Annotated in this window: 22 protein-coding genes, 1 tRNA gene and 3 pseudogenes; 11 read left to right on the plus strand and 15 right to left on the minus strand. The window is 65.2% G+C overall.

What is annotated here, in order from left to right:
• The first annotated feature begins 39 nt into the window (after positions 1-39).
• From QN245_RS12270 to QN245_RS12285, 4 genes are read left to right on the plus strand one after another with little or no spacing between them, the layout of a single operon-like run.
• Entirely contained in the window at positions 40-867 is an 828-nt protein-coding gene (locus QN245_RS12270) for an alpha/beta hydrolase (RefSeq protein WP_160964999.1), read from the plus strand.
• Positions 867-1,229: an EamA family transporter gene (locus QN245_RS12275; protein ID WP_317843308.1), complete on the plus strand. Its 363-nt coding sequence runs from the start codon at positions 867-869 to the stop codon at positions 1,227-1,229. Before QN245_RS12270 ends, QN245_RS12275 begins: the two co-directional genes overlap by 1 nt.
• Positions 1,226-1,624, plus strand: a complete 399-nt coding sequence (locus tag QN245_RS12280) for a DMT family transporter (protein ID WP_019802414.1) — start codon at positions 1,226-1,228, stop codon at positions 1,622-1,624. The genes QN245_RS12275 and QN245_RS12280 overlap by 4 nt, the downstream gene beginning before the upstream one ends.
• On the plus strand, positions 1,614-2,867 hold the full coding sequence (locus tag QN245_RS12285) for a DegT/DnrJ/EryC1/StrS family aminotransferase (protein ID WP_184643275.1): 1,254 nt from the start codon (positions 1,614-1,616) through the stop codon (positions 2,865-2,867). The genes QN245_RS12280 and QN245_RS12285 overlap by 11 nt, the downstream gene beginning before the upstream one ends.
• A 151-nt stretch (positions 2,868-3,018) precedes the next feature.
• Here the strand turns inward: QN245_RS12285 and QN245_RS12290 are convergent, their stop codons facing one another.
• The gene (locus QN245_RS12290) at positions 3,019-3,897 is read right to left on the minus strand and encodes an arginase family protein (RefSeq protein WP_184643277.1); all 879 of its coding nucleotides are present in this window, start codon (positions 3,895-3,897) and stop codon (positions 3,019-3,021) included.
• Between the two features lies 1 nt (position 3,898).
• Complete coding sequence (locus QN245_RS12295; protein ID WP_317843309.1) at positions 3,899-4,966, minus strand: GNAT family N-acetyltransferase; 1,068 nt, start codon at positions 4,964-4,966, stop codon at positions 3,899-3,901.
• 112 nt (positions 4,967-5,078) lie between these two features.
• Here QN245_RS12295 and QN245_RS12300 point away from each other — a divergent pair, with 112 nt between their 5' ends.
• Complete coding sequence (locus QN245_RS12300) at positions 5,079-5,354, plus strand: acyl carrier protein (protein ID WP_160965009.1); 276 nt, start codon at positions 5,079-5,081, stop codon at positions 5,352-5,354.
• A 6-nt stretch (positions 5,355-5,360) separates the two neighbouring features.
• Positions 5,361-6,602, plus strand: coding sequence for a beta-ketoacyl-[acyl-carrier-protein] synthase family protein (locus tag QN245_RS12305; RefSeq protein WP_317843310.1), 1,242 nt, complete (start codon positions 5,361-5,363; stop codon positions 6,600-6,602).
• A 65-nt stretch (positions 6,603-6,667) separates the two neighbouring features.
• On the opposite strand, the gene QN245_RS12310 is transcribed toward QN245_RS12305, so the two are convergent.
• The gene (locus tag QN245_RS12310; protein WP_184448744.1) at positions 6,668-8,023 is read right to left on the minus strand and encodes an aspartate aminotransferase family protein; all 1,356 of its coding nucleotides are present in this window, start codon (positions 8,021-8,023) and stop codon (positions 6,668-6,670) included.
• 122 nt (positions 8,024-8,145) lie between these two features.
• The gene (locus QN245_RS12315) at positions 8,146-8,838 is read right to left on the minus strand and encodes an MtnX-like HAD-IB family phosphatase (protein ID WP_160965015.1); all 693 of its coding nucleotides are present in this window, start codon (positions 8,836-8,838) and stop codon (positions 8,146-8,148) included.
• 709 nt (positions 8,839-9,547) lie between these two features.
• Between QN245_RS12315 and QN245_RS12320 the strand changes: the two genes are divergently transcribed.
• The 3 genes from QN245_RS12320 to QN245_RS12330 are packed head-to-tail and all read left to right on the plus strand — an operon-like array spanning position 9,548 to position 11,590.
• A complete protein-coding gene (locus tag QN245_RS12320; RefSeq protein WP_160965017.1) occupies positions 9,548-9,991 on the plus strand; it encodes an RrF2 family transcriptional regulator in 444 nt (147 codons plus the stop codon).
• Positions 9,992-9,993: 2 nt separating this feature from the next.
• The gene (locus tag QN245_RS12325) at positions 9,994-10,896 is read left to right on the plus strand and encodes an NAD(P)/FAD-dependent oxidoreductase (protein ID WP_160965019.1); all 903 of its coding nucleotides are present in this window, start codon (positions 9,994-9,996) and stop codon (positions 10,894-10,896) included.
• A 19-nt stretch (positions 10,897-10,915) separates the two neighbouring features.
• The gene (locus tag QN245_RS12330) at positions 10,916-11,590 is read left to right on the plus strand and encodes a class I SAM-dependent methyltransferase (RefSeq protein WP_160965021.1); all 675 of its coding nucleotides are present in this window, start codon (positions 10,916-10,918) and stop codon (positions 11,588-11,590) included.
• On the opposite strand, the gene QN245_RS12335 is transcribed toward QN245_RS12330, so the two are convergent.
• On the minus strand, positions 11,545-12,225 hold the full coding sequence (locus QN245_RS12335; RefSeq protein ID WP_425612866.1) for an NAD(P)H-dependent oxidoreductase: 681 nt from the start codon (positions 12,223-12,225) through the stop codon (positions 11,545-11,547). The genes QN245_RS12330 and QN245_RS12335 overlap by 46 nt on opposite strands.
• Before the next feature lie 74 nt (positions 12,226-12,299).
• On the opposite strand from QN245_RS12335, the gene QN245_RS12340 reads away from it, so the two are divergent.
• Positions 12,300-12,908, plus strand: a complete 609-nt coding sequence (locus QN245_RS12340) for a TetR/AcrR family transcriptional regulator (RefSeq protein ID WP_160965025.1) — start codon at positions 12,300-12,302, stop codon at positions 12,906-12,908.
• A gap of 12 nt (positions 12,909-12,920) precedes the next feature.
• Here the strand turns inward: QN245_RS12340 and QN245_RS12345 are convergent, their stop codons facing one another.
• Positions 12,921-13,541 (minus strand): TetR/AcrR family transcriptional regulator, encoded by a 621-nt coding sequence (locus tag QN245_RS12345; protein ID WP_160965027.1) that lies wholly within the window; start codon positions 13,539-13,541, stop codon positions 12,921-12,923.
• 171 nt (positions 13,542-13,712) lie between these two features.
• Between QN245_RS12345 and QN245_RS12350 the strand changes: the two genes are divergently transcribed.
• Entirely contained in the window at positions 13,713-14,948 is a 1,236-nt protein-coding gene (locus tag QN245_RS12350; RefSeq protein WP_317843311.1) for an MFS transporter, read from the plus strand.
• 97 nt (positions 14,949-15,045) lie between these two features.
• Here QN245_RS12350 and QN245_RS12355 read toward each other — a convergent pair.
• The 9 genes and pseudogenes from QN245_RS12355 to hemN form a co-directional block, all read right to left on the minus strand.
• Positions 15,046-15,431: pseudogene (locus QN245_RS12355) on the minus strand (transposase); the annotation flags it as partial.
• Between the two features lie 194 nt (positions 15,432-15,625).
• On the minus strand, positions 15,626-16,087 hold the full coding sequence (locus QN245_RS12360) for a YbbD-related protein (protein ID WP_317843312.1): 462 nt from the start codon (positions 16,085-16,087) through the stop codon (positions 15,626-15,628).
• 30 nt (positions 16,088-16,117) lie between these two features.
• Positions 16,118-16,492 (minus strand): hypothetical protein, encoded by a 375-nt coding sequence (locus QN245_RS12365; protein ID WP_317843313.1) that lies wholly within the window; start codon positions 16,490-16,492, stop codon positions 16,118-16,120.
• A 394-nt stretch (positions 16,493-16,886) separates the two neighbouring features.
• Positions 16,887-17,225: pseudogene (locus QN245_RS12370) on the minus strand (RHS repeat-associated core domain-containing protein); the annotation flags it as partial.
• Between the two features lie 200 nt (positions 17,226-17,425).
• Entirely contained in the window at positions 17,426-17,863 is a 438-nt protein-coding gene (locus QN245_RS12375) for a hypothetical protein (RefSeq protein WP_184643309.1), read from the minus strand.
• 1 nt (position 17,864) lies between these two features.
• Positions 17,865-22,637, minus strand: a complete 4,773-nt coding sequence (locus QN245_RS12380) for an RHS repeat-associated core domain-containing protein (RefSeq protein ID WP_317843314.1) — start codon at positions 22,635-22,637, stop codon at positions 17,865-17,867.
• Positions 22,638-22,931: 294 nt separating this feature from the next.
• Positions 22,932-23,487 (minus strand): annotated as a pseudogene (locus QN245_RS12385) (TraB/TrbI/VirB10 family type IV secretion system protein); the annotation flags it as partial.
• Between the two features lie 93 nt (positions 23,488-23,580).
• A tRNA-Leu gene (locus QN245_RS12390) sits at positions 23,581-23,667 on the minus strand.
• Positions 23,668-23,856: 189 nt separating this feature from the next.
• Positions 23,857-25,263, minus strand: coding sequence for an oxygen-independent coproporphyrinogen III oxidase (hemN, locus tag QN245_RS12395; protein ID WP_317843315.1), 1,407 nt, complete (start codon positions 25,261-25,263; stop codon positions 23,857-23,859).
• Positions 25,264-25,300: the final 37 nt, after the last annotated feature.

Here is a 25,300-nt window from a genome sequence, read left to right on the forward strand (position 1 = left end):
TGCACGGATTGCCGAGACTGCGCAGCCGCGCCTATTCACATGATCGAATCTGCCGAGTTCCACTTCGAAGGCGGCCGCAACGGCGTGCTGCTGATCCATGGCCTGACCGGCACGCCCAGCGAGATGCGCCTGCTCGGCAAGAGCCTGAACCGCGAAGGCTTCAGCGTGCACGGCGTGCAGCTGGCCGGCCATTGCGGCGACGAGGACGACCTGCTGGCCACCAGTTGGCGCGACTGGTACGCCAGCGTCGAGGCCGCCGCCGAGCGCATGCGTCCGCAGGTCGACCGGCTGTTCGTGGCCGGGCTGTCGATGGGCGCGCTGCTGGCGCTGCGCCTGGCGCAGGAGCGTCCGCAGTGGGTGGACGGGGTCGGCGTGCTCGGCGCCACCTTCCGCTACGACGGCTGGAACATCCCCAAGCGCGCGCGGCTGGCGTTCCTGCTGCCGTGGTTCAAGCGCCTGGGCATCGGCAAGCGCCGCATGTTCCTGGAGGAGCCGCCGTACGGCTTGCGCGACGAGCGCATCCGCGCCCAGGTCAGCAGCGCCATGCTCGGCGGCGACAGCAGCGCCGCCGGCCTGCCCGGCAACCCCTGGCACGCCCTGGCCGAGATGTACCTGCTCTCGCGCGACGTGCGCCGCAACCTGCCCAAGGTCGTCGCGCCATGCCTGGTCGCGCACGCGGCCGAGGACGACATCGCCGACCTGCGCAACGCGCGGCTGGTGATCGCCAACGTCTCCGGGCCGACCGAGCTGCTGCTGCTGCACGACAGCTACCACATGATCACCCTGGACCGCGAACGGCGCGTGCTCGGCGCGCGCCTGGCGCAGTTCTTCGCGGCCCTGACCACCCCGCAGCAGGCGGCCGCCTGATGGCGATGAGCGGCTCGGTGGTGGCGATCTGGTTGACGACGGTGGTCCTCGACACCGCCGGCCAGTTGGCCTTCAAGTACGTCGCCAGCCGACCGCAAGGTGCCGGGGTGACGCGCTGGCAGAACATGGCCCGGCAGCCATATTTGTGGTTCGGCGTGGCCTGCTACGTGCTCGAATTCCTCGCCTGGACCGCGTTCCTGTCGCTGGTGCCGCTGGGCCGCGGCGTGCTGCTGGGCTCGATCAACATCGTGGCGATCATGCTGGCCGGGCGCTGGCTGTTCGGCGAACGCCTGGGGCGCATGCAGGTGGCCGGCATCTGCCTGGTCAGCGCCGGCGTGGCCGTGGTGGGGTTGGGCTCATGAGCCGGCCGCCGCTGCATCGCTACGCGGTGGGCTTCGCCCTGCTGCTGAGCTTCGACACGCTGGCCCAGATCGGCTTCAAGCTGGCCGGCACCCATGCCTTCCCGCCGCAGGCCGAACTGGCCTGGGTACTGCGTTTGCTCGGCAGCCCATGGCTGTACGCCGCGCTGCTCGGCTACATCGGCGCGTTCTTCACCTGGATGAAGCTGCTCGAGCACGCGCCGATCGGCCCGGCCTTCGCCGCCTCGCACCTGGAGGTGGTCAGCGTGATGCTGCTGTCGGCGTGGTGGTTCAACGAACACATCGGCGTCCTGCAGGCGCTGGGCGCGGCGCTGATCGTCGGCGGCATCGTCTGCCTGGCGATGGGCGAACGCGCGGATCCTGCCGATGCGCATTGAGATCCCGCCGACCGCCGGCCTGCCGCTGCAGTGGCGCGACCTGTGGCCTGGCCGTGCGCGCACCCGCCTGGCCAGCGCGGTCGGCCTGCCGCAGGCGCTGCTGACCTGCTCCGGCACTGCGGCGCTGATCGTGGCCCTGCGCACCCTGACTGCGGCCAACCGGCGCCGGCAGGTGCTGGTGTCGGCCTATACCTGCCCGCTGGTGGCGCTGGCGGTGGCGCACTGCGGCCTGCAACTGGTGCTGTGCGATCTGCTGCCCGGCTCGCTGGAACTGGACCCGGTGCAGCTGGCGCAACGCTGCGGCAGCGACACCCTGGCGATCATCGCCACCCACTTGGGCGGGCGCCTGACCGACCTTGCGCCGCTGCGCCGTGCCGCCGAAAGCTGCGGCGCGCTGCTGATCGAGGACGCCGCGCAGGCGCTGGGCGGCGTGCACCCCGACGGCCGCCCGGCCGGCCTGGGCGGCGACATCGGCTTCTGCAGCCTGGCCGCCGGCAAGGGCCTGACCCTCTACGAAGGCGGGCTGTTGATGTCGCGGCATGCGCCGCTGCAGCGCAGCCTGGCCGACACCGCCGCCCGCCTGGGCCAGCGCGACTGGCGCTGGGAACTGCGCCGCAGCCTGGAACTGCTCGGCTACGCCGCGCTGTACCGGCCGCAGCCGCTGCGCTGGGCCTATGGCGCGCCGGTACGCCGCGCGCTGCGCCGCGGCGACCGCGTCGGCGCGGCCGGCGACCGCTTCGGCACGGCCATCGCCCAACACGCGGTCGGCGCCTGGCGCGAAGCGGTGGGCGTACGCGCCAGCGCGCGCTGGCCGGCATTCCTTGCGCAGATTCGCGAGCAGGGCCGACGCCGCAGCGCACGCCTGGCCAGCATCCCCGGCCTGAGCGTGATCGCCGATACCCCGGGTGCTCAGGGCAGCTGGCCGATCCTGATGGTGCTGCTGCCCGACGCGGCCGCACGCGAATCGGTGCTGGCTACGCTGTGGCCGCGCGGGCTCGGCGTGGCGGTGCCGTTCGTGCATGCCCTGCCCGGCTACGACTACCTGCACGGCATCGTCGAGCGCACGCCGATGCCCAACGCCAGCGACTTCGCCGCACGCTGCCTGAGCATCAGCAACAGCCCCTGGCTGGACGAGGCGCGCTTCGAGACCATCGTGGCCACGCTGCAGGCGGCCTGCGCCGGCGCGGTCGGGCCGGCGCCGCTGGATGTCGATCTGGTGCACGCCGCTGCGCCGAGCGCCTGACTGGGCGACGGGCGGCTTCGCCAGCGTCGCGATGAAAATGCGCCTCGCGTAACGACGGGAAGAATCCTGCAGGAGCGGCTTCAGCCGCGAGGGCGTTACCGGTAATGCCTCTCGCGGCTGAAGCCGCTCCTACAGACGGACAGGGCCCGCGTTAACCGACGCTGGCCGCGTCCAGCGCCGCCAGCAGCCGCAGGTTCAACGCATGCTGCTGCGCCTGCCAGGCCGACAGATCGGCCGGCGACGGTTCCGGCTGCGCATCCAGCGATGCCAACGTGCGCTTCCACCATTGCGGATAGTGGGCCAGCGAGACCTCGCCAGTGATGTCGCTGCCGCACACCTGCCCGCGCAGCGCGTCGATCGCCTGCAGCAACTGCGGCACGCGCAGTTGGCCCTGGTCCCAGTTGGTGCGCACGTCCTGCGGATCCAGCACGTCCTTGTCCAGCGACAGATAGGTCGGCATCGGCGTGCGCCGCAGGTGCTCCACGAACGCATCGCTCAGTTCGCTCACGCTGGCGAAGCCGCGCACCGCCTGGCCCAGGCCCAGCCGCCGCGCCCAGCCCACGTCCACGCCGCTGCACCAGTAGCGCAGCTTGCCGCGGTACAGCGGCAGCAGATGGTTCTCCCAGGCATGGCCGGGGCCGACGTCGCCGGAGGTGATGCCGGCCACCTCGACCTGCGCCACCTGCGGCAGCGCGGCGATGCGCCGCACCCACGAGCCGCAATGTACCCCGAACGGGAAGCGCATGTTGTCCGGATGGTTGTCGAACACCACCACCCGCAACGGTGCCTGCGCACGCTCCGCCAGGCGCACGATCAGCGGCAGGCTCAGGTGATGGAAATCGCCGCTGCCCAGCAGCACGGTGCCGTACTGCGTCGGCAGTGCCTGCTCCAGCGCCGCGCCGAAGCGACGCAGCCGCGCCATCGAGCAGGCGAAGCGCAGGCCGTCGCACCAGTCACGCAGCGGCAGACGCACGGCGTCGGGCACTGCGCCCAGCGAATCGTCGAGATCGAGCAGGACCGGAGTGCGCATCTCAGTCCTCCTCGGCGGCATCGGCCGCCGGCCCGACGTCGTCGGATTCGAACAGCGGCCGCAGCCGGCGCAGCACGGCGCGCAGCAGCGGATTGCGCAGGTACACCGCATGCCAGGTGTAGGTGAAGCTGGCGCCGAGCTGGGCCTTCACTTCCGGATCGGTCCAGCCGGCGACGTAGGCGGTCAGGCCGTGGCGGCAGGCGTAATCGAGATTCTCGATCCAGCTCAGCGCGTACAGGTTGTGGTCGCGCGCATCCGGGTAATGCAGGCCGATGTACTTGTCCAGCAGCCGGCCCTGGTGCACATAGCACAGGTTCCAGCCGATGATGCGGCCCTGGTGGCGGTACACGAACACCTGCCCACCGGACGCGGCGTCGGTCAGCAGCGCATCGAAGAACGGCTCGGTGAGCAGGTCGAAATGGATCTCGCTTTGCGCATACACCTCCTGGTACAGCGCATAGCAGTGCGCGCGCAGCGCCGAGTCGGCGAAGGCCGGGCCGGTCGGCAGCACCTCGATCTCCAGGTCGGCGCGCGAGCGCAGCTTGCGGCGGATGTTGCGCCGGCGCCCACGCGAGAGCCGCGCCAGGTACTCGTCGGTGGAGGCGAAATCGATCGGCACCCAGGCCAGCGCCTGCCCGCGCAACAGCACATAGCCATTGCGCTCGCAGGCGTCCAGGAAGATCTGCGACCAGGCGTTGTCGGCCTCATCCAGCAGCGGCGAGCGCTGCGGCACGTCCTTGACGATCATCAGCGCGCGGCGCCGGCCCAGTTGCGTGCGCCACTGCCGCGGCAACTGGGCCGGGTCGGCCGCGCGCGGCAGCCAGGCGTATTCGCTGACGGTGCTGCCGACGAAGCTGGTGCGCGGCCGCAGCAGGCGTTGCCACAGGCGCTGCAACGGTAGCCGCGCCACGCGGTCGCGCAGCGCCGGCTCGGCCGTGGTCAGCAGGTCGAAATCGGCCTCGAAGGCCGGCACCCCGTGCTCCAGGGGCTGGATCAGGAAACCGGACGGCGGGTGCTGCAGGAACTGCCGCTGCAAGGCCTGCGGTTCGAGTTGGTTGACGAAAGGCATCTGCAAGATTGATCGTCTAGCGTGGAGAATGGATGCTGCGGCCCAGGCCGCAGCGTGCGATCCACCGGCGGCGGGTGCCGCACGGTGGCCCTTCATTTCGCGGAGCACTGCCATGACCCCGTCCATCGAGTCGCAAATCCACAGCATCGTCACCAAGCATGGCGAGATCGACCCGGCGCGCCTGACCCCCGATGCCAAGCTGCAGGACCTGGGCGTGGATTCGCTCGAGGCCATCGAAATCCTGTTCGACATCGAAGAGCACTTCGACATCACCTTCCCGCAGCGCGACCCGAACCTGGACGACGGCTCGCTCGGCAAGCTGGTGCAGGCGGTCGAGGACGCGCTGGCGGCCAAGGCGGCGGCCGGCGCGGCGCAACCGGCGCACTGACGCACCATGGGCGCCTCCCCGCACGTGCGGCGCGTGGTCGTCACCGGCACGGGCGCGGTCAGCGCGCTCGGCCTCGGCGCCGAGGCGCTGTGGAGCGCGATGCGCGAGGGCCGCAGCGGCATCGCCGCCCTGCCCTCGCCCGATCCGCTCAGCACCCTGAAGATGCGCCTGGCCGCGACCCTGCCCGGGTTCGCGCCCGACGCCACGCAGACCGGCGGCATCGCCCCCGGCCAGCTCGATCGCATGACCCAGATGGCCCTGGTCGCCGCCCAGGAAGCCATCGCCCAGTCCGGACTGCTGCCGCGCGACGATGCCACGCTCGGCGCGCGCTGCGCGGTGGTGGTCGGTACCGGCGTCGGCGCCGAACTCAGCCGCGACGAGCAATCGCGCCGGCTGTACCGCGACCAGGCCGAACGCCTGCATCCGCTGACCATCGTGCGCAGCATGAACAATGCCGCGGCCAGCCAGATCAGCATCGCCTTCGGCCTGCGCGGCCCGGCCTTCGCCGTGTCCAGCGCCTGCGCCTCGGCCAACCACGCCTTCGCCCAGGCCGCGCTGATGGTCCGCCATGGCCTGGCCGACGTCGCCATCGCCGGCGGCAGCGAAGCGTGCCTGAGCCTGCCGCTGATCCGCGCCTGGGAAGCGATGCGGGTGGTCAGCGACGACACCTGCCGGCCGTTCTGCGCACAGCGCAGCGGCCTGGTGCTGGGCGAAGGCGCCGGGATGTTCGTGCTGGAAAGCGCCGAACACGCGGCCGCCCGCGGCGCGCTGCCGCTGGCGGAACTGGCGGGATTCGGCATGAGTTCCGATGCCGGCGACATCGTCGCGCCCAGCATCGACGGCGCCGCCACGGCGATGCGCCTGGCGCTGCAGGATGCCGGCCTGGCCCCGGAACAGATCGACTACATCAACGCCCACGGCACCGGCACGCAGGCCAACGACCGCTGCGAAACCAAGGCGCTGCGTCAGGTGTTCGGTGCGCATGCCGAGGCGCTGGCGGTCAGCTCGACCAAGGCGGTGCACGGCCATGCGCTCGGTGCGGCCGGCGCGCTGGAACTGGTGGCGGCGATCGGCGCGCTGCGCGAGCAGGTGGTCCCGCCCACGGCCAACTTCCTCGATGCCGATCCGGAATGCGACCTGGACTACGTGCCCAACCGGGCGCGCGCCCGCCACGTGCAGGCGGTGCTGAGCAATTCCTTCGCCTTCGGCGGACTCAATGCGGTGATCGCGCTGCGCGCGGCGGGCTGAAGCGCCCGCCGCCGCGGCGAACGGCGGGAGGCAACGCGAACCGCGCGCGTCGTCTCCCGCCCGGCTCATGCGACCTGCTTGGCGCGGGTCAGCAACTGGTCCAGCAAGGACAGGCCCAGGTCGATCTCTTCGTGGCTGATGTGCAGCGACGGCGCCAGCGTGATCACGTTCTTGTAGTAACCGCCCACGTCCAGGATCAGGCCGATGCGCTTGCCGTTGTGGCGCAGCTCGCCTTCCAGGCCCATGTCGACCATGGTGTCGAGCAGCTTGCGGTTCGGCGTGAAGCCGTCCGCCTGGCAGATTTCCGCGCGCAGGGCCAGGCCCAGGCCATCGACGTCGCCGATTTCCGGGTGACGCTTCTGCAGGTCGCGCAGTCCGTCCAGGAAGTGCGCGCCCTTGGCCATCACCATCGACTCGTAGTCGGTCTCGGCCAGCATGCGCATGGTTTCCAGGCCGACCGCGGTGCCCAGCGGGTTGGAGGCGAAGGTGGAGTGGGTCGAGCCCGGCGGGAACACGGTCGGGTTGATCAGCTCCTCGCGCGCCCAGATGCCGGCCAGCGGATTGAGGCCGTTGGTCAGCGCCTTGCCGAACACCAGCACGTCCGGGGTCACGCCGAAATGCTCGATCGCCCACAGCTTGCCGGTGCGGAAGAAGCCCATCTGGATTTCGTCGACCACCATCAGGATGCCGTACTTGTCCAGCACCCGCTTCAGGCCGGTGAAGAAGTTCGGCGGCGGGATCACGTAGCCGCCGGTGCCCTGGATCGGCTCGACGTAGAACGCCGCGTACTCGCACTGCCCGGCCTTGGGATCCCACACGCCGTTGTACTCGGTCTCGAACAGGCGCTCGAACTTGGCCACGCACTGCTCGCCGTACTCTTCCTTGGACATGCCCTTGGGGCCGCGGAAGTGGTACGGGAATTCGATGAACTGGGCGCGGTCGAAATGACCGAAGCGACGGCGATAGCGGTACGACGAGGTGATCGCCGAGGCGCCGAGGGTACGGCCGTGGTAGCCGCCTTCGAAGGCGAACACCAGGCTCTTGCCGGCGCTGGCGTTGCGCACGATCTTCAGCGAGTCTTCCACCGACTGCGCGCCACCGACGTTGAAGTGCACGCGGCCCTTGCGGCCCCACTTGCGCTCGGCGTCGACCGCGATGGTCTTGGCCAATTCGATCTTGGTCGGGTGCAGGTACTGGCTGGCGACCTGCGGCAGCGTCTCGATCTGGCGGGTCAGTGCCTGGTTCAGGCGCGGATTGGCGTAGCCGAAGTTGACCGCCGAGTACCACATCTGCAGGTCCAGGTACGGCACTTCTTCGGTGTCGTACAGGTAGCTGCCGTCGCAGCGGCCGAAGATGCGCGGCGGCTCGCTGTAGTGCACGGTGTCGCCGTAGGAGCAGTACTGGGACTCGTCGGCCAGCATCTGCGCATCGCTCAGCGCGCGATGGTGGTCTGCGCCGGTGCGCAGCAGCGCCTCCGGATCGGGCGCGGCATCGCCATGCAGCGGTGCGAGCGAGGAAAGCGGGACATTCCGGTTCATCGGGATCAGGCTCGTTGGGTGAGAGGAAGCGGGAAGGACACGGCGGCCGTCGCCGGCTCGGCCAACTCGGGCAGCAGGGCGATGGCGTCGTCGAAACCGGTGATCGCGCAATGGGCGATCCCGTTGGCGCGGCAATGGCGCAGCAGACCGTCCTTGGCGAACACCAGGTCGGCCTTGCCAGCCAGGCAGAAATCGGAGCGGCCGTCGCCGATCAGCAAGGTGGCGCGCTCGGGCGGCTGTTGCGCCATCACCGCGCACTTGCAGGTGCCGCTGGGGCAGTCCGGCTGCGCATGCGGCGAGGCCATGCGCCACTGCCCGGCGTCGGTACGCAGCAGGCGGTTGGCGATGATCGGCAGATGGTGCAGGCCGTGGCGGGCCAGGATCCGGGCGATGCCGTAGTCCAGGCCGTCGCTGACGATGCTCAGCGGGATGCCCAGGCGCTCGGCCAGCGCGACGAAGCGCACGAAGGCCGGATCGATCCGCACCGCATCCAGCACCCGGTGTAGCGCATCGACGTCGCCGTCGAGCAGCGCGACCTGCTTGCTCATGCACTCGCGGGCCCCGATCCGACCGGCGACCCAGTCGTCCTCCAGCTCCCGCCAACCGGGGCTCCCGAGGTGTTCGAGCAGGCTGTCGGTCACGTCCTGCAGGGACACGGTACCGTCAAAATCGCAAAGGATGTTCCATTGGGCGCGCAAGGTGGCTCTCCGGCTGATGGGGGCAGAGCCTAGGCACGCTGTCTTTCGCACTCCTTTCGGCGAGGTGAAAGAAAGCGGAGCGTTCACATTGCACGTGGTAACGCCTACCCGCGCGTCGCGCTCCCGTCAGGGAGTGATGCATTGCACAGCCCAAGTCCATCACGATCCGGGTCGCTGTCCTGCCAGACGGCGGGATCGCCCGGGGCCGCCGCGAGCACATGCCCGTCCGCATTTACCGATATCCGCCGCGCGCATCCACCACCTCCCTGCTTGGTCTGCCGCCATGCCGGAACCAGGGTCGAGACAACCCACGCGGCCGTTACGGCAGCAGGCTTGTGCCGGCATTGGCCTATCCGCGGCGCGCGAAGGTGGGAGTGCAACACCTGACCTCGCGACCAGTGCGCCGAAGGCGGCGGTCTTCAGGAAATGATGGCGTTGCAGTATTGGATGACTGCGACACTGAAGTCTTCAAAGTCGATTGTTGAAAGCAGCGGATTCCTCGTCGACTCCTGGGATGGCTGTGCGCCAGGATCACGGCGGCCGGACTCAAGCGCAGCGCCCTCCCCTCTAGGCTGCATCTCACATCCCGCGATCTCGATAGGCCACCCGACTGAGGCCGCATTGGGTGTCGGCCTCCATCGGTCGTTCCAGAGCCGCCTGATGTTGATGAAGGTTGATCTTTCGCGCATCATGAAACATCATTAGTTACATGAAACGCGACGGCCGCCTTTCCTCGGTCCTTCATGCCTTGCTGCACATGGCCGAGCAGGAGGGCCCGATGACCTCGGACGCCCTGGCCCAGTGCCTCGGAACCAATCCCGTCGTCGTCCGGCGCACCATGGGATTTCTGCGGGACGCCGGCATCGTCCAGTCCGAGAGAGGCCATGCGGGTGGATGGCGCATCCAGGCCGACCTGCGTGCCGTCACCCTCCGCCAGTTGCACGAGGCGCTGGGCGAGCCTGCGATGTTCGCCATCGGCAACCGCCACGAGACGCCGGAGTGCCTGGTCGAGCAATCGGTGAACGCCGCGCTCGAAAGCACGTTTGCCGAGGCCGAGGCGTTGCTGCTGCAGCGTTTCTCCGAGATCACCCTGGCCGATCTTGCCGCCGACTTCGCGCGCCGGCATGCGGCTGTTCGACGCAAAAGGAGCTGAGCATGCAGCACGACGCCATCATCATCGGTGGAAGTTATTCGGGCATGGCCGCGGCGCTGCAATTGGTCCGCGCGCGGCGCAACGTGCTGGTGATCGACGCGGGCGAACGGCGCAACCGGTTCGCCAGCCACGCGCATGGGTTTCTCGGCCAGGACGGCGTGCCGCCAGGCGAGATCGCGGCACAGGCGCGCCGCCAGCTGGAGATCTATCCCACCCTGACCTGGCGTGAGGAGCGGGCCGGGTCGGTCACGGGACGGGTGGACGGGTTCGAGGTCACCACGGCCGATGGCGTCTCGCACCATGCGCGCCGCATCCTGTTCGCCAACGGGGTAGCCGACCAACTTCCCGCCGTGCCGGGCCTGGCCGAGCGCTGGGGGCAGTCCGTCTTCCATTGCCCGTACTGCCACGGCTATGAACTGCACAAGGGGCGCATCGGCATCGTCGGCAGCAGCCCGCTGTCGCTCCACCAGGCCGAACTGCTCACCGAGTGGGGCGCCGTGACACTGCTCGTCAACGGCGCCGTGGAGCTGACCCCCGAGACCCGCGAAAAATTGGAGCACCGGGGAGTGGCGATCGAGTCCACGCCCATCGACCGCATCGAAGGCCCTGCCGATGTGGTGCTGGCCGACGGGCGGCAGCTGCCCTTCGCGGGCCTGTTCGCGGCAACGCGCACGTCTCCATCGAATGCCTTGGCCGAGGGCATCGGTTGTGCGTTGGAAGAGACGCCCATGGGCATCCAGATCCGCACCGATGCGGAGAGCAAGACGTCGGTCGCCGGGGTGTTCGCCTGCGGCGACGTGGCGCGCGTGCCGCATTCCGTCTCGCTGGCCGTGGGCAGCGGGGCCATGGCGGGCGCCCAGGTGCACCGTTCGCTGGTCTGGCCCGAAACGCTCGCACCGTCGTGAGCGAGCGAGAGCGCATTCGGTGACCCTGTTCTCCGACCCGGCAGCGGTGGAAGGTTATGCGGAGCGGGCCGCCCGGATGGTGCCCGGGCTGCGCGACCTGCACCGCATGGCCGGCCTGCTGTTGCGCGAGCGCGCGGCTGCCGATGCGCGGATTCTCGTGCTCGGCGCTGGCGGCGGGCTGGAGCTGAAAGCCTTCGCCGAGATGCAGCCGGATTGGCAATTCGATGGTGTCGATCCCTCCGCGCAGATGCTCGACCTCGCGCGCACGACGCTGGGGAACCTGGCTGCCCGCACGCGCCTGCACCACGGGTATATCGACCATGCGCCGATGGGGCCTTTCGATGGGGTGACCTGTTTGCTGACGTTGCATTTCCTGCCGGCGGCCGAACGCCTGCAGACGCTGAAGCAGGTGTTCGCAAGGCTCGCGTCCGGGTCGCCTCTGGTCGTCGCGCACCACAGCTTTCCGGGGGAGGAGCCGGCCAGGACCCGCTGGCTCCAGCGCAATGCCGCCTTCGCGGCGGCTTCCGGCGCGCCTGCGCTACAGGCCGAAGCGAGCATCGCCGCCATCAAGGAGAAGCTGCCGGCACTCTCGCCGCAGCAGGACGTGGATCTGCTGCGGGAGGCCGGATTCGTGGACATCGAGCTTTTCTACTGCGCGTTCACGTTCAAGGGGTGGGTTGCGCGCAGACCGTGAGCGGGCATGGACGTGTCCGAAGTCCTGTGCTCGACATCGCCTGTACCGTGCTGCGCGAACGCGTTGCGACCCATTTCACGCGCGGTGGTGATGTGGGATGCGGCGCTTGCACTGTCGATGCCGCATAGGATCCTCGAGGTGACCACCTTGGCGCCGCAGTAATCGAAGATCCCGTGATCGATCTGTGCGCGCAGCGCCGTGTCGTAACCGTGCCGCGCATATGTTCTCTCGTCGGCAGCGCCGATGCCGAGCAGGTGGACGGGAAGACGGCCGAGCCGTTTCTCGATGGCACCTTCCGGGGTTTCCGAGTACGCCCACCCATTGCAGAAAACGCGGTCGATCCACCCCTTGAGCTGCCCTGGAAACGACCACCAGTAGACAGGGTAGACAAGCACCAGCGCATCGGAGCGGTCGATACGCTCCTGCTCGCGTAGGACGTCGGGCGGCGCGGATGCCTGCAACAGGAACGTGGCCCGGTCTGCCGGATTGAATGCGGGCTGGAATCCCTCTGCCGCGATGTCTGCCAGCTCCGTGGTGTGCTGGCCAAGCGCTGCAACGCCCTCGGCAAACGCGTGCGCGACTGCGTGGGTCAACGACTGCGGATCGGGGTGACTGACGACGATGAGGGCATGCATGGGAAATCCTTGGGGATGGGCATAAACTACCATTGGTATATTAGTCCCTTTAAATTACTTTTGGTAGGTTATCGATGCCCAACCACCCGACGAGGCCAGACGCGGACCGTGCGATCAAGCGGCGCCTTCCCAAGCAGGCCCGGCAGCGCCAACTGCTGGATGTCGCCTGGTCCATCGTTCGCAGCGAAGGCAGCGATGCGCTCACGCTGGGCTACCTGGCCGAGCGCGCAGGCGTGACGAAGCCCGTCGTCTATGACCATTTCGGGGCGCGCAACGGTTTGCTCGCGGCGCTCTACGAGGAGTACGACCGCAGGCAGCACGCACTGCTGGACGAAGCCCTCGCAGCCTGTGCCAGGACACTTCCCGCGGTCGCCAAGGTCATCGCCGCGAGCTACGTCGACTGCGTCATGACCATGGGGCGGGAAATGCCGGGAGTGAGCGCGGCACTGACCGGTTCACCGGAGCTGGAAGCCCTGAAGAAGGAACATGAAGCCCTTTTCCTGGACAAGTGCCGTCACGCGCTCGCGCCTTTTGCGAAGAAGCCTTTGAAGCCGGTGGCCATGCATGCCTTGCTGGGGGCGGCCGAAGCGGTGTCCTTCGCGGCGCTGGCAGGGGAGGTGCACCCCGTGGATGCAGAGAACGAGATCTACGACGCGATCCAGCGGATCACGCTCAGGGGTTGATGCACTTCGCCATCAGGGCTTGGCGCGGTGCGCGGCGGCGTCCCAGACCTGCATGACCTCGGTCACCGCGTTGTCCAGGGCCGCCGGCGTCAGGCCGTCCCGGGCCAGGGTGGACAAGCCCACCAGAAAGCTCCCGAACACCATCGCCAGCGCGCGTACGTCGGTACCGGCCGGCAGCTCACCCGACGCCACCGCGCGCTCGACGCAGGCTGCAATGCCCTCGCGCGTGCGTGCGCGGGCCTTGGCCAGCAGTTTTTGCACGTGGGCATGCTCAGGCGAACAGACGGCAGCTGACAGCACCATCAGGCAGCCCTTGGGATGGCCGCGTTCGCTTTGCATCTTCGCCGAGCGGCGCAAGGTCAGTTCGATGGCCTGGCGTGCCGGAACGCTCGCGTCCCACAGACTTTCCTCCACGCGCCCGTGCGTGGCCAGGTAGTGCGCCACGACCTCCTTGAACAGCGCCTCCTTAGAGCCGAACGCCGCATAGAAGCTGGGGGCCGTGATGCCGCCGCCCATGCCGGCCTTGAGCTGGGCGAGCGAGGTGGATTCGTAGCCATGCTCCCAGAAGATGTGCATGGCCTGACGGATGGCCTCGTCACGGTCGAAGCTGCGGGGGCGGCCCATCTGCGCCATGGAAGACTCCTGCGGAAGCTAGATAAATACTAGTCGATACAAAAGTCGTTGACGAGGGGCGCCAGGCATCACTACATTTGTACCAATCGATACTTATGTTCGACCTTCAAGCGGCGGTGGCTTTGCCAGCCGTCTGCGCCTCCTCCCCGACTCCTCTTTGGACGTGATCCGATGACTGAAACGATCCTGCCGCCCCGCAAGGGCGCGCCCACCGCTGCCGCTGCCGGACGACTGCCGATCGCGGCATTGCTGGCCCTGGCCATGACCGGCTTCATCTGCATCGTGACCGAGACCCTGCCCGCGGGCCTGTTGCCGCAGATCGGCGAAGGCCTGGGCGTGTCCGCGTCGTATGCGGGGCAGATGGTCACGGCGTATGCCCTGGGGTCGCTGCTGGCGGCCATTCCCCTGACCATCGCGACGCGTGGCTGGCGGCGCCGCAACGTACTGCTGCTGACCATCGTGGGCTTTCTCGTCTTCAACTCCGTCACCGCCCTGTCCTCGCACTACTGGCTGACGCTGGTGTCGCGCTTTTTCGCCGGCACGGCGGCAGGGTTGGCCTGGAGCCTGCTGGCGGGCTACGCACGCCGGATGGTCGAGCCGCACCAGCAGGGGCGTGCCATGGCCATCGCCATGGTGGGAACGCCGGTCGCGCTCTCGCTAGGAGTGCCGCTGGGAACCTGGCTCGGTGCGCTCGCAGGCTGGCGTACCGCCTTCGGCATCATGTCGCTGCTGACGTTGGCGCTGATCGTCTGGGTGCAGCTGAAGGTGCCCGACTATCCGGGCCAGTCGGGCCGCGAACCGATGCCGCTGCGCCGGGTATTCACGACGCCGGGCGTGCGCCCGGTGCTGGGCGTGGTGATCGCGTGGATGCTGGCCCACAACATCCTCTACACCTACGTGGCACCGTTCGTGGCGCCCGCCGGGTTGACGGCCAAGGTGGACCGCGTCCTGCTGCTGTTCGGGCTCGCTGCGCTGGTGAGCATCTGGATCGCCGGTCGCTGGGTCGATCGCCGTCTGCGCTCGGGTGTGCTGATCAGCCTCGCCGTGTTCGCCCTGACGGCGCTGGCGCTCGGCTTGTGGACGGCGTCGCCCCTGGTCGTCTACGTGGGCGTTGCGGTCTGGGGACTGACGTTCGGTGGTGCGGCCACGTTGCTGCAAACGGCCCTGGCCGATACCGCGGGCGATGGCGCCGATGTGGCGCTGTCGATGAACGTGGTGGCCTGGAACGGCGCGATTGCCGGCGGCGGCTTGCTGGGTGGCGTCCTGCTGGAAACCCAGGGGGTTGCTTCTCTCCCCTGGGCTGTTCTGGCATTGCTGCTGGTCGGTTGGCTGGTGGCCTGGTCGGCCCGCGCGCGTGGGTTTCCTGCCGGTCCTCGGGCATCGAACATGGCGGTGGCGGGGCATTGATACCCCCTTGGTTGAAACCCGGCTGGCAGGTGCTTCGGTCAGCCCCTGGACGCTGGCGCGCGCTGTGGGCCTGCTACACCCCGTGTCCTGGAGCGTGTCATGAACTTCCCGCCGCAGCGAACGCCCGCGCAGCGGCGGGCAACATACGCACTGCAAAGACTAGGAAATGCAGTTCGCGAGCACGTCTGGCAACCGCTCATAGTCCCGCGAGAGCCTGTGGAACCTCGCTAGCCAGTCGAAGCTTCTCTCTCCACCTAGGGCCGAAGCAGCAACTCTAAATCCTTTTTCACCTCGGGCAGCTTCACGATCTGCAGGTCGATGCCGTTGTTTGGCGCTGCCTTGGATGCCGCTGCACCCTTGTAGCCCCTGATCCGCACAAGCCAGTTGCACCGTGTGGCCTGTGGCGTGCTGCACGTCTTTGCACAGCGTGTCCACTTGGGCGCGGTCTTGCTCGTCTGCCGACGTGACATGCACCGACAGCACCATGATGTAAAACACATCAGAACTGCAGTTCTCCGCGCCATCAGTCACTTGCACATCCAGCATATAAGGCCGCGAGCATTACCATCCCGACAAAGCGCAATACCAACACTCCCTTATGCCAAAAAAGTCATTAATGCATAGTCACCCGAGCCCAAAAAATTAGATTGACCTATACTCAGGAGCCACCTAGCGTTTCAATGCCCCTCCGACAAACCAGATGGCGCCCTGCATAAAACCTTAAGTACCTCACTAGAAGCCGGCTCAATATAATAGAATTTATTCCCATCATGCACTTTAAGCAGGCCGAGCCCCTCACCGCCACACCTGTAATAATAATTATTCACTCCCCCAGGATACTTTGCGGGCGAATGCACCAAAGAAAATGCTCGTTCAGCAGATGTAAAATACGAATGATCGAGCTTGGAAAAGCCCTTAAGAAAGTTGTCACTGGGCGCAGAAAATACAACTGCAACTCCACCAGCATCAACACTATGCCGCTCATAGATATCGGTAGCACTCTGCGGCAAAAAGTCCGGAACCCACCCTTTTGCGATAGCATCATCCGCCACCGCATCACCATAAGTCGCATAGAATTTTGAAAAATTATGCGCGCATCCTGAAACATAAATAATTAACGCAAAAATCAGAAAATACATCTTCGCAGTGCATGCCATACACTGTGCACTTTAGGAATCCTTGAAGGCTTGATATTCAACAGCCGCATCACGGACATCACTCCATGCAGCGTGGCTAAAATCCGATACCCCATCAACACCTGCATCCGGAACACCTTCAACCGCCATGACTATTTTCCTTATCGCCTCACGTCTTGAATTTGGAATTCCCTCCCATGCAATGAGCGATTTACCGGATAGAAACTCCTGTTTAACTTCCCAAGCCACACCCGGATGATCACCAAATTTTTTATGTAAATAGTCAACACCAAGACAGAAAGAAGATACAGCCTCATCGAAATACAAAAGGCATTGCAATAACGACTCTTCAACAGAGATCCCCGAATCGCCCCGCGGATCCTGCTTAATTTCGAATTTATCTTTCATTGCCTTCATTCCTTATCGCTATATCTTGCTCTTCGGTAGCATTAAGCGAATCCGAATAAGTTGCAAAGAATGCGCCCACACCCCACCTAGACGTGATTCCGAGCAAGCGAATCCATGGAATTTTGGTTGCGGGTGCAGGATGAGCCTGCTGTGCAGTTTGAGGTATCCCGTTAAGCTTGTAACGCTGCCAAGGCGTGCCTGGAGTCTTGGTTTTCCAGTAAGCCTTTGGCGCGGTTTTGGGACCACCATTATTTCCATCTGGCACATATCTACATATTGCTCTATCGGCGCCATTTTTTGGACCAAAAAATGTTCCAGGCGGCTGCCCTGGAGCTGGCGTCCACGGACCGCCGGGGATACTACTGGGCGGAGTTGTTCCCGGCGAGTAGGCTTGCAGACCATACGTATCAATTTCGGAGGCGGGATTTTGGCCTGCATACCCATATAGGCTTACTCCCCCCAAAAATCCAATCGGATCACTCTGCACATACCGACCCGCACCCGGCTCATAGTCGCGGAAGTAGTTCTGATTGAGCCCGCTCAGCGCGTCATAGCGCTGGCCCGGGAAACGCATGTCGAACACGAAAGCGGTGCCGTCCTTGTCCGGGTCCTGGTCCGGCGCGGTGCTGCCGAAGGCTTCGCCCTTCAGGTCCCAGCGCCAGATCGCCAGGTCGCGGGTCGGGTCGATCACCTCGCGCGGCGTGCCCAGGTGATCCGGCTGCACATAACGCAGCGCGCTCTTGACCAATAAGCTGGTCGTAGTCGTTTTGGGTGACATCACCGAGCGCGTCGGTGACGGTCTTGGTGCCGTTGGAGTAATAGCTTAAGTCGCCCGGGTAACCCTGCACTTTTGCCTGCGTGGCCAGAGTGCATCGACTATCCTGCCGCCGCACCCGGGCAACTCGTTCATTCAATTCACGGAGACAGGCCGTTCTACAGGTAGTTGCTCTCCTGGGGCGGATCCTCGGTGATTTTCAGAAGCTCGTCTTTGTTTCTGGTGTACTTGATCGTCGCAAAGGTTTCCAAGTACGTCATGGTCCTACCGCCTGGACGCGCAGCAAAGACAAAAAAATTCTCCTTGCTAGCTTTCAACCCTATCTTGCCAATGAAAAAACGAATATTGAGCAATTGAGAAATCGTCGAACTGGGGCTGGCCAGCACGACGGTCTTGCGCGCGCAGTTCTTGAAGAAGTCATCGAATGCTGCACCCGATTTCGGCTCAACCTCATTTATCCTCATGACCTCGTGTCCATCGTAGACATCGAGCTCCACCACGACCACAGCACGGGCATCACACGAGCTGGAGGCACTCGCTGGGCCAACGATGGAGAAGGTGAGTAGTGCTGCTGCAAAGCTCGCGACTAGCTTCATGTCATTCACCCGTATATCTCAGAACGGTCATGTTTGTAGGATCGGGAAAGCTGTCGATACCGACAGGTCCCACGTACACCTCATGAGCTCCCAGCGTAGACACGCCACCGTTTCCGCTGGGAACCACTATCGCTGTATGTCCAGTCGAGTTTGGCCCAAGGTTCCTATAGGCCGCAATGTCGCCAGGCAGTCGCTCTTCATACTGCCCGAGCCTCCTCCAATTTGGAATCGTTCCCTGAGCGAGCTCTGCCGCAGTAGCGCAGCGATCAACGGATGCACCATTTCTGCCTTTTACCGAGACCGTCGTCGGAGCACCTGCTGCGGACGCAGCGTCGCAAACAAACGAGGAGCACTTCCACGAGCCTTTCGGGTACTGCTCTGACCTCGATTCGTAAAACCCGTAAGCTGTAGATCCGACCTTCTGCATTGCCCAGTCAGAAATCATCACTCGTGTCTGCAGGTTGCGTGGACTTCCCTCCACAAGGCCGAAGGGATCGATCTTTGCGAGCGGGGCACCTCCAGCATAGGTGAATGTCCCGACACCACCGAGCAGTCCCAGCGGATCGCTCTGCCCGTATCGCCCCGTACTAGTGTCATAGTCTCGGAGGTAGTTCTGATTGAACCAACTCGCGGCGTCATAACGTTGACCCGGGAAACGCATATCGAACACGAAGGCGGTGCCGTCTTTGTCCGGGTCCTGGTCCGGCGCGGTGCTGCCGAAGGCTTCGCCCTTCAGGTCCCAGCGCCAGATCGCCACGTCGCGGACCGGGTCGATCACCACGCGCGGCGTTCCGAGGTGGTCCGGCTGCACGTAGCGCAGCGTGGTCTTGGCCAGCACGCCCACCGGCAGATCATCCAGCCAGATCGTCTGCTGCACGACCGCACCGTTGTTGTCGTAGTCGCCCAGCCATTGACCGTTCTCGTCGTACAGCGTGTAGGTGTTGGTACTGCCCACGCGCCGCACCTGCTCGCCGCGGCCGTTGTAGGCGTAGTTCGCCACCACCGTGCCGCTGCGCTTGACCTGTGTCAGCCGCCCATTGGCGCCATACACGTACTGCACGGCGGTGCCGCCGATGGCCGTGGTGTTGCCAGCCGCATCGTAGCTGCGTGCGGTACCGGCCACGCTGCTCAGGCGGTGGCTGGTGGTCGGATAGCTATAGGTCTGCGTGCTGGTGTTGACCTTGGCGCTGAGGCGGTTGCCGGTGGCGTCGTAGCTATAGCCATCGATCACCGTATCGGTCGGGCCGTCCTTGAACGCGGTCAGCCGGCCCAGCGGGTCGTAGTCCAGTTTGATGACCGGCGCAGTGTTGCCCGGCGCGGTCAGCGCGCTGAGATTGCCGACCGGGTCGAAGGCGAAGCCCACCGCCAACCCGTCGCTACGGGTGTCGTTGACCGCCAGCGGGCGGTAGTCCTGGTCCAGCACCCGCTGCATTGGCCGGCCGTTGCCATAGGTCCAGCCGGCGACCGGGCCGAACGGATAGTAGGTGGCCTGGTTCAGCAGAACCTGTCTTGTACCGCCAGGTGGCGTCACCCCGACTTCGGCGGTCTGACCTTGGGCATTGCGCACGTAGTCCACCACCGCTCCATCCGGGTAGGTCAGGCGGCTCAGCTGCCCGGCCTTGGTGTAGGCGTAGCGGACCACGAACACCTTTCCGTTGGTGGTCTGCACCTTGCGCACCAACTCGCCGAAGCGGTCGTAGCAGTAGTCGGTGCTGCCGCTGCCGTCCTGCATCCGGGTCAGGCGACCAACACCATAGGTCTCGCCGCTGGCGCAGGTGCTCTGGCTTACGTCGTAGGTATAACTGACGTTGAGGCTGGTGGTCGGATAGGTGACCTGGGACAGCCGGTTCAGCGCATCGTAGCCGTAGGTCGTCTTGATGTTGCGCGCATCGGTCTGGGTGGCGCGGTTGCCGGCGCTGTCGTAAGTGTAGGTCGTGCTGCCGGTGTCCGGGCTGGTGAGCTTGGTCAGGTCACCCAGGGCGTTATAGGCGTAGGTGGTGTCAAGCCCCTTGGGATCGGTGACCTTGGTCAGGTTGTCCAGCGCGTCGTAACCGAACTTGGTCTCCGCGGCGATGCCGCCCACGTCCTGCAGGGTGCGCGCCAAGCGGTTAAGCGGGTCGTAGTCGTTCTGAGTGGCATGACCGAGCGCGTCGGTGACGGTCTTGGTGTTACCGTTGCCGTCGTAGCCGAAGTCGGTCGGATCGCCCTGCGCGGTGGCCTGCGTGGCCAACTGGCCGAGCTGGTTGTAAACCCGAGACAAAGTACGCTTGAGCGTGCCCGACGCGTCCTTGGTGTCCTCCTTGGAACGGTTGCCGGCATTGTCCAAGGTGTAATGGATGGTATTTCCGGCGTTGTCGGCGATATCGGTCAGCCGGTGCGCGGCATCGTAGGTGAAGCGGGTGAACGCACCATCGGGCTGCGTCACCTGCTTGACCAGCCCGGTCGGCCAGTAGTCGATCGCAGTGATGCGATCGTCGCTCTCGCTGCTGTCGTCGGCCCCACGCACCTTACTGGCAGTCAGCCAACCACGCGAGTGGTAGCTAAAATCGGTGACCACGCCGTTGGCGCTCTTCACCGAGAGCGCACGGCCGGCACCGTCGTAGGCCAGGTATTCGGTGATCTGACCGAGCGCATTGGTCACCTTCCACAGGTCGCCCTTACGGTATGGGCAGGCGGCAGAGGTGGTGGCGCAGTTGGGCGCATCCGCCATCCGATAGGTGTAGGTCGTGACGTCCGCCTTGTCCGAGCGCGGCCCATCCACCTTGATCACCAGGCCCAGCAGCGGGCATGTGCCTGCGCTGATGTCATCGTTCTCGCAATAGGTCGTCGTACTCGTACGAACGGCAGCCGTCTGCGAGGACTGGAATTGCGTCGAGGCCAACATTTGGCCACGCGCATTGAAGGTGCGCATGTAGCCGGCTACGGGCTTACCGGCAGCGTCATACACCAAGCGCCTGGCAATCTGCCCGTAGGTGCTGCGCGTGATCTCGACCCGGCGCTGCTGCGCGGATCCCAGGCCCTCAACGATTGATTCTGACGGATCGGACGAATACGTGTACTGCGTGACCGAGCCAGTCGCCGCGATGGACTTGATGATCCTCTGGTTCTCGTCGTACTGCTTCGATATCTGCCCGGAGGGATCCAACTCGCTGGTCGGACGATGATATGCGTCGTCGCGCAGCGTATAGCTGCGTGTTGCGCCAGCAGCGGTCACGACCTGCGTATGCGCCGCATCGGGATAGCTCACGCGGACGGTGTTGACCGGGGTGTCCCCACCACCCTCGGACTTGTAGGTCAACCGATCATTGGCGTCGTAGCCAAAGCTCTTTTGGCGTTGCCCCTGCTCATCGACGACACCCGTCAAGACGTTCTGCCGTGCAACCCCGATCAGACCCTGTTCGCCATACAAGAACTGGCGAACAGCGCTAGCGTCCTTCCATATCTTCGACAGATTGCCCGAGGCATCATATTCAAGAAGAACCTCACGATCCCCACCGGTGACCTTGCTGATCCGGCCATTCACGTACTCGAAGTTCAGCGTCCGACCCGCCGGCGACGTCAGTCGAACGACTCGACCACCGTCATCACGTTGCACCACGAATGGGGCCTGACCCATCGGGCCGAATTCGGCGACCCGGCCATCGTCGTTGAACTTGTACTGAAAATTTCCGGACGTATAGATACTGCCATTGTCATCGTTGGTCACCCGATCCGCTGGGCGCCCCTCCAAGCCAAAGCCCTCGCCGTCGTCTACAAATAACCTTGAATACGTGCCTGGCGCGACCTCAATGTAAGAATCATTTCCGCCTGAAGCCATGCGCTTTTCAAAGCTCAAATCCCACGAGCGCGATTTGGAGTCATAAGCAAGCGAAACGGGAAATCCTTCGATAGACAACAGGTCTTCATTCAGGGCATGAGCACCTGTTCCAAGCTGAACGCCCGCCGAGTTACAGCCCTCTTCTCCGCAAGACAGGTCAAGACGCTGGACGATCTTGTAGACATGAGGGTCCATGCAGAGTTCCGAAGGTGGATTGGAACCACCCGCCGAACCCCAGTCGCCATCCTCGTAATCGCGAGCAACCATACCCTGTGGGCACTGGAAAGGATCGACCCGCGTATAATCACCAGAAGTTTCGTATGTCTCCCCAGACTGCCTCACCAAGTGATGCAAATTCATCTTCCGGCCCGAATAAACCACCGCGCCGTAGTGAGGCGCCGTTAGATCTGATGGCTGATCCCCCCCCATGGTCGGCTTTGTGCCTGAACTCACAGCCACCCATGAGCCGGTGCTCGCTTTAGGAGTCACGACTTCGCGACCACTTACCACTTCCGGCAAAATCATCGCCGCCACATTAGACAAATCATTTTCCGACTTACAATGATACCCATAGGCATAGGGAATCTTGTAATCACAAGGAGAATATTTAGGCATTCCCTCGGGAGTGAGAGAATACCCTTTATCCAAAAATCTGGCGGGAGGAAGATCTTTTGCCTCATATTCGTAAAGAAGCAAATCCTGCGCCTTATTATCCATCACATCCGCGTAATAGGGGCCTTGCTTACTCAGCATCAGTTGACGCCCGTTCGCATCGGCAGTCGCCGCATCGAATGCGGCCTGAAAGCTTGAAAAACACTGATCCGAGCCTCCAGCAACAGACTCCACGTAGCAATATTTATTTTCAGCACGAGCGCCGAAGGAAGTGGCAAAAAAAATCAGCAAGGCCACAACTAGAGCCGAGATGATTCGGTACCCACCACCAAGCAAGACCTGCATGTCAGACTCCCTGTCGTGATCTGATTTCAGCGCCCGAAGTACATATATTCGGGCCTTCCATTAGGAGATAAGTGCCACCGGCGAGGTTGCGCCTTGATTTCAGCGCGAATCAGATTGGGGGTGCCGAGTACTTTTGGAAGGATCGCCCGAATTCTTCAACAGGCAACGCAATAAACTGCCAAGGCGCTGGCCGACATACCAAAAGCCAGGAATTTTGTTCATATTCAGTCCGTGAACACTTGAACATTGTGGGGGCCACACTACCCCCAAACATATTGCAGGGGCAAGCTTCTATCAGCCCTTCCATCGAAACCCTCGATCCCCGGCCATGAACACCTCTAGGATGTCCGGGTACGGCCGCAGCACCAGATCTCGATTGACGACGATGCGCACCGGCAGCCCGGGCCGGGCCGTCAAGGTGGATCGCACATTGAGGTTCCGCCGGGTCAGTTCCTACCCAACATGATTCATAGAGTCCTGCAGCCCATCCCGGCCAGCGATGACGATGCGGTTGCCGTCCTGGCGGTTCTCCGACCCGGCCAGTTCGGCTCCCACGCCTAAAGAGCGTGGTGAGCGCCGAGCCGACCAGCAGGCGGTTCCAGTGCCGGTCCACAACATCCTCCAGGCCTGCGTAGCCGGCCGGATCGGTGCCCACGAGGTTGTCGAGCTTGAGCGAGGACGTGTCGGGCAAGATGATCCAATGCCAGACCACCTGAAGGCGGCTCTGCCCGTAGCTGACCTGGCTGTTGTACCGGCCGAAGATGCGCGAGCCCTGCGGGATGAGCAGGTGCCGGCCCGTGGCGGTGTCGTAGACGGGCTGGGTCACGGTGCCGATGACGTCGCCCAGCAGGCTGAAGCACTAGCGATTTAGCCGACTGCACAAAAACTGCACAGCGGCGAAGTCGATCGGCGCCGCCTGAGCGCTGAAACGCTTACGTACCCATGGTGCCCGGAGCCGGAATCGAACCGGCATGGGGTCGCCCCCGGCGGATTTTAAGTCCGATGCGTCTACCAGTTTCGCCATCCGGGCCTGGTGGCGCGTAGCGTGCCTGATCGGGCGGCGCTTGTGAACCGCAGGGCGCTGCCGACCCGGCAGACGCGCCGAACAGAGACACCACATACCGGCATCGGCAGGCTTGAGTACCACCACCGAAAAGCCCCGGCGCCGCCGCCACGGCGGCACCGGGGATGCCAACGGAAAGCGAGAAGCGCGGCGCGCTCAGATGGCGCGCGAATAGCGCGCCGGTTGATCGGGCTGGCGCAGGTAGCGGTCGAAGCACATGGCGATCAGGCGCAGCAGCGGGCGTCCGCGGGCGGTGGCCTGGACCACGCCGTCGCGGTAATCGGCCAGGCCGTCCGCGCACAGCGGCGCCAGCGCGCGCAGTTCCTCGCGGAAATAGCTGGCGAAGTCGATGCCGTGACGCTGTGCCACCGCCGCGGCGTCCACCCGCCCCTGGCACATCAACTGCTGGATCAGCTCGGCGCGCAGGGCGTCGTCGGCGCTGAGCTGCAGGCCGCGCAGCACCGGGCTGTCGCCGGCATCCACCGCCGCTTCCCAGGCCGGCAGGTCGCGCTGGTTCTGGCTGTAGCTGGCGCCGATGCGGCTGATCGCGCTGACGCCCAGGCCAAGCAGATCGGTGTCGGCGTGGGTGGTGTAGCCCATGAAGTTGCGGTGCAGGCTGCCCTGCCGTTGCGCGCGCGCCAGGTCTTCCTGCGGCAGCGCGAAGTGGTCCATGCCGATGTACTGGTAGCCGGCCGCCGAGAGCCGGCTTACCGACAGGCCGAGCAGCGCCAGCTTCTGTTCGGCGTCGGGCAGGTCGGCGTCGGCGATGCGCCGCTGGGCCTTGAACAGCTGCGGGATGTGCGCGTAGCCGTAGACCGCCAGGCGGTCCGGCCGCGCCGCGATCACCGTCTCCAGGGTCTGCTCGAACCCGGCCAGGGTCTGCCGCGGCAGGCCGTAGATCAGGTCCACGTTGACCGAGCGCATGCCGTGCACGCGGCAGGCGCGCAGGATGTCCAGGGTTTCGTGCACGCCCTGGCGGCGATTGATCGCCTGCTGCACCAGCGGGTCGAAATCCTGGATGCCCAGGCTGGCGCGGTTGAAGCCCAGCTCGGCCAGCGCGGCGATGTCCTGCGGCGTCACCGTGCGCGGATCCAGTTCGATGGACATCTCGCGGTCCGGCGCCTGGCTGCAGCGGAACAGGCCGCGCAGGCCCTGCACCAGTTCGCCGAGCAGCTCCGGCGCGAGGAAGTTCGGGGTGCCGCCGCCCAGGTGCAGCTGCACCACCTCGCGCTCGCCCTCTAAACACGCGGCCATCATCGCCGCCTCGCGCAGCAACCGCTGCACATACGCGCGGCCGCGCTCCGGGTCGCGGGTGATGACCCGATGGCAACCGCAGTAGAAGCACGGGCTGCGGCAGAACGGCACGTGCACGTACAGCGACAGCGGCCGGCGCGGATCGCTGGCCTGGACCGCGGCGAACAACTGCGCCGGGCCGAAGCCGGTCTGGAAATGCGGCGCGGTCGGGTACGAGGTGTAGCGCGGGCCGGGACGGTCGTAGCGGCGCAGCAGGTCGGCGTCGAAGGTCCAGGCGGCGGAAGGATCGGGCGCGGTGAGGATGTCCATGGACCGAGCATGCGCGGCACCGGGCGCGGCCGCCTTG

It is taken from the genome of Xanthomonas rydalmerensis (genome assembly GCF_033170385.1).
In the GTDB taxonomy this organism is placed as follows: Bacteria; Pseudomonadota; Gammaproteobacteria; order Xanthomonadales; family Xanthomonadaceae; genus Xanthomonas_A; species Xanthomonas_A rydalmerensis.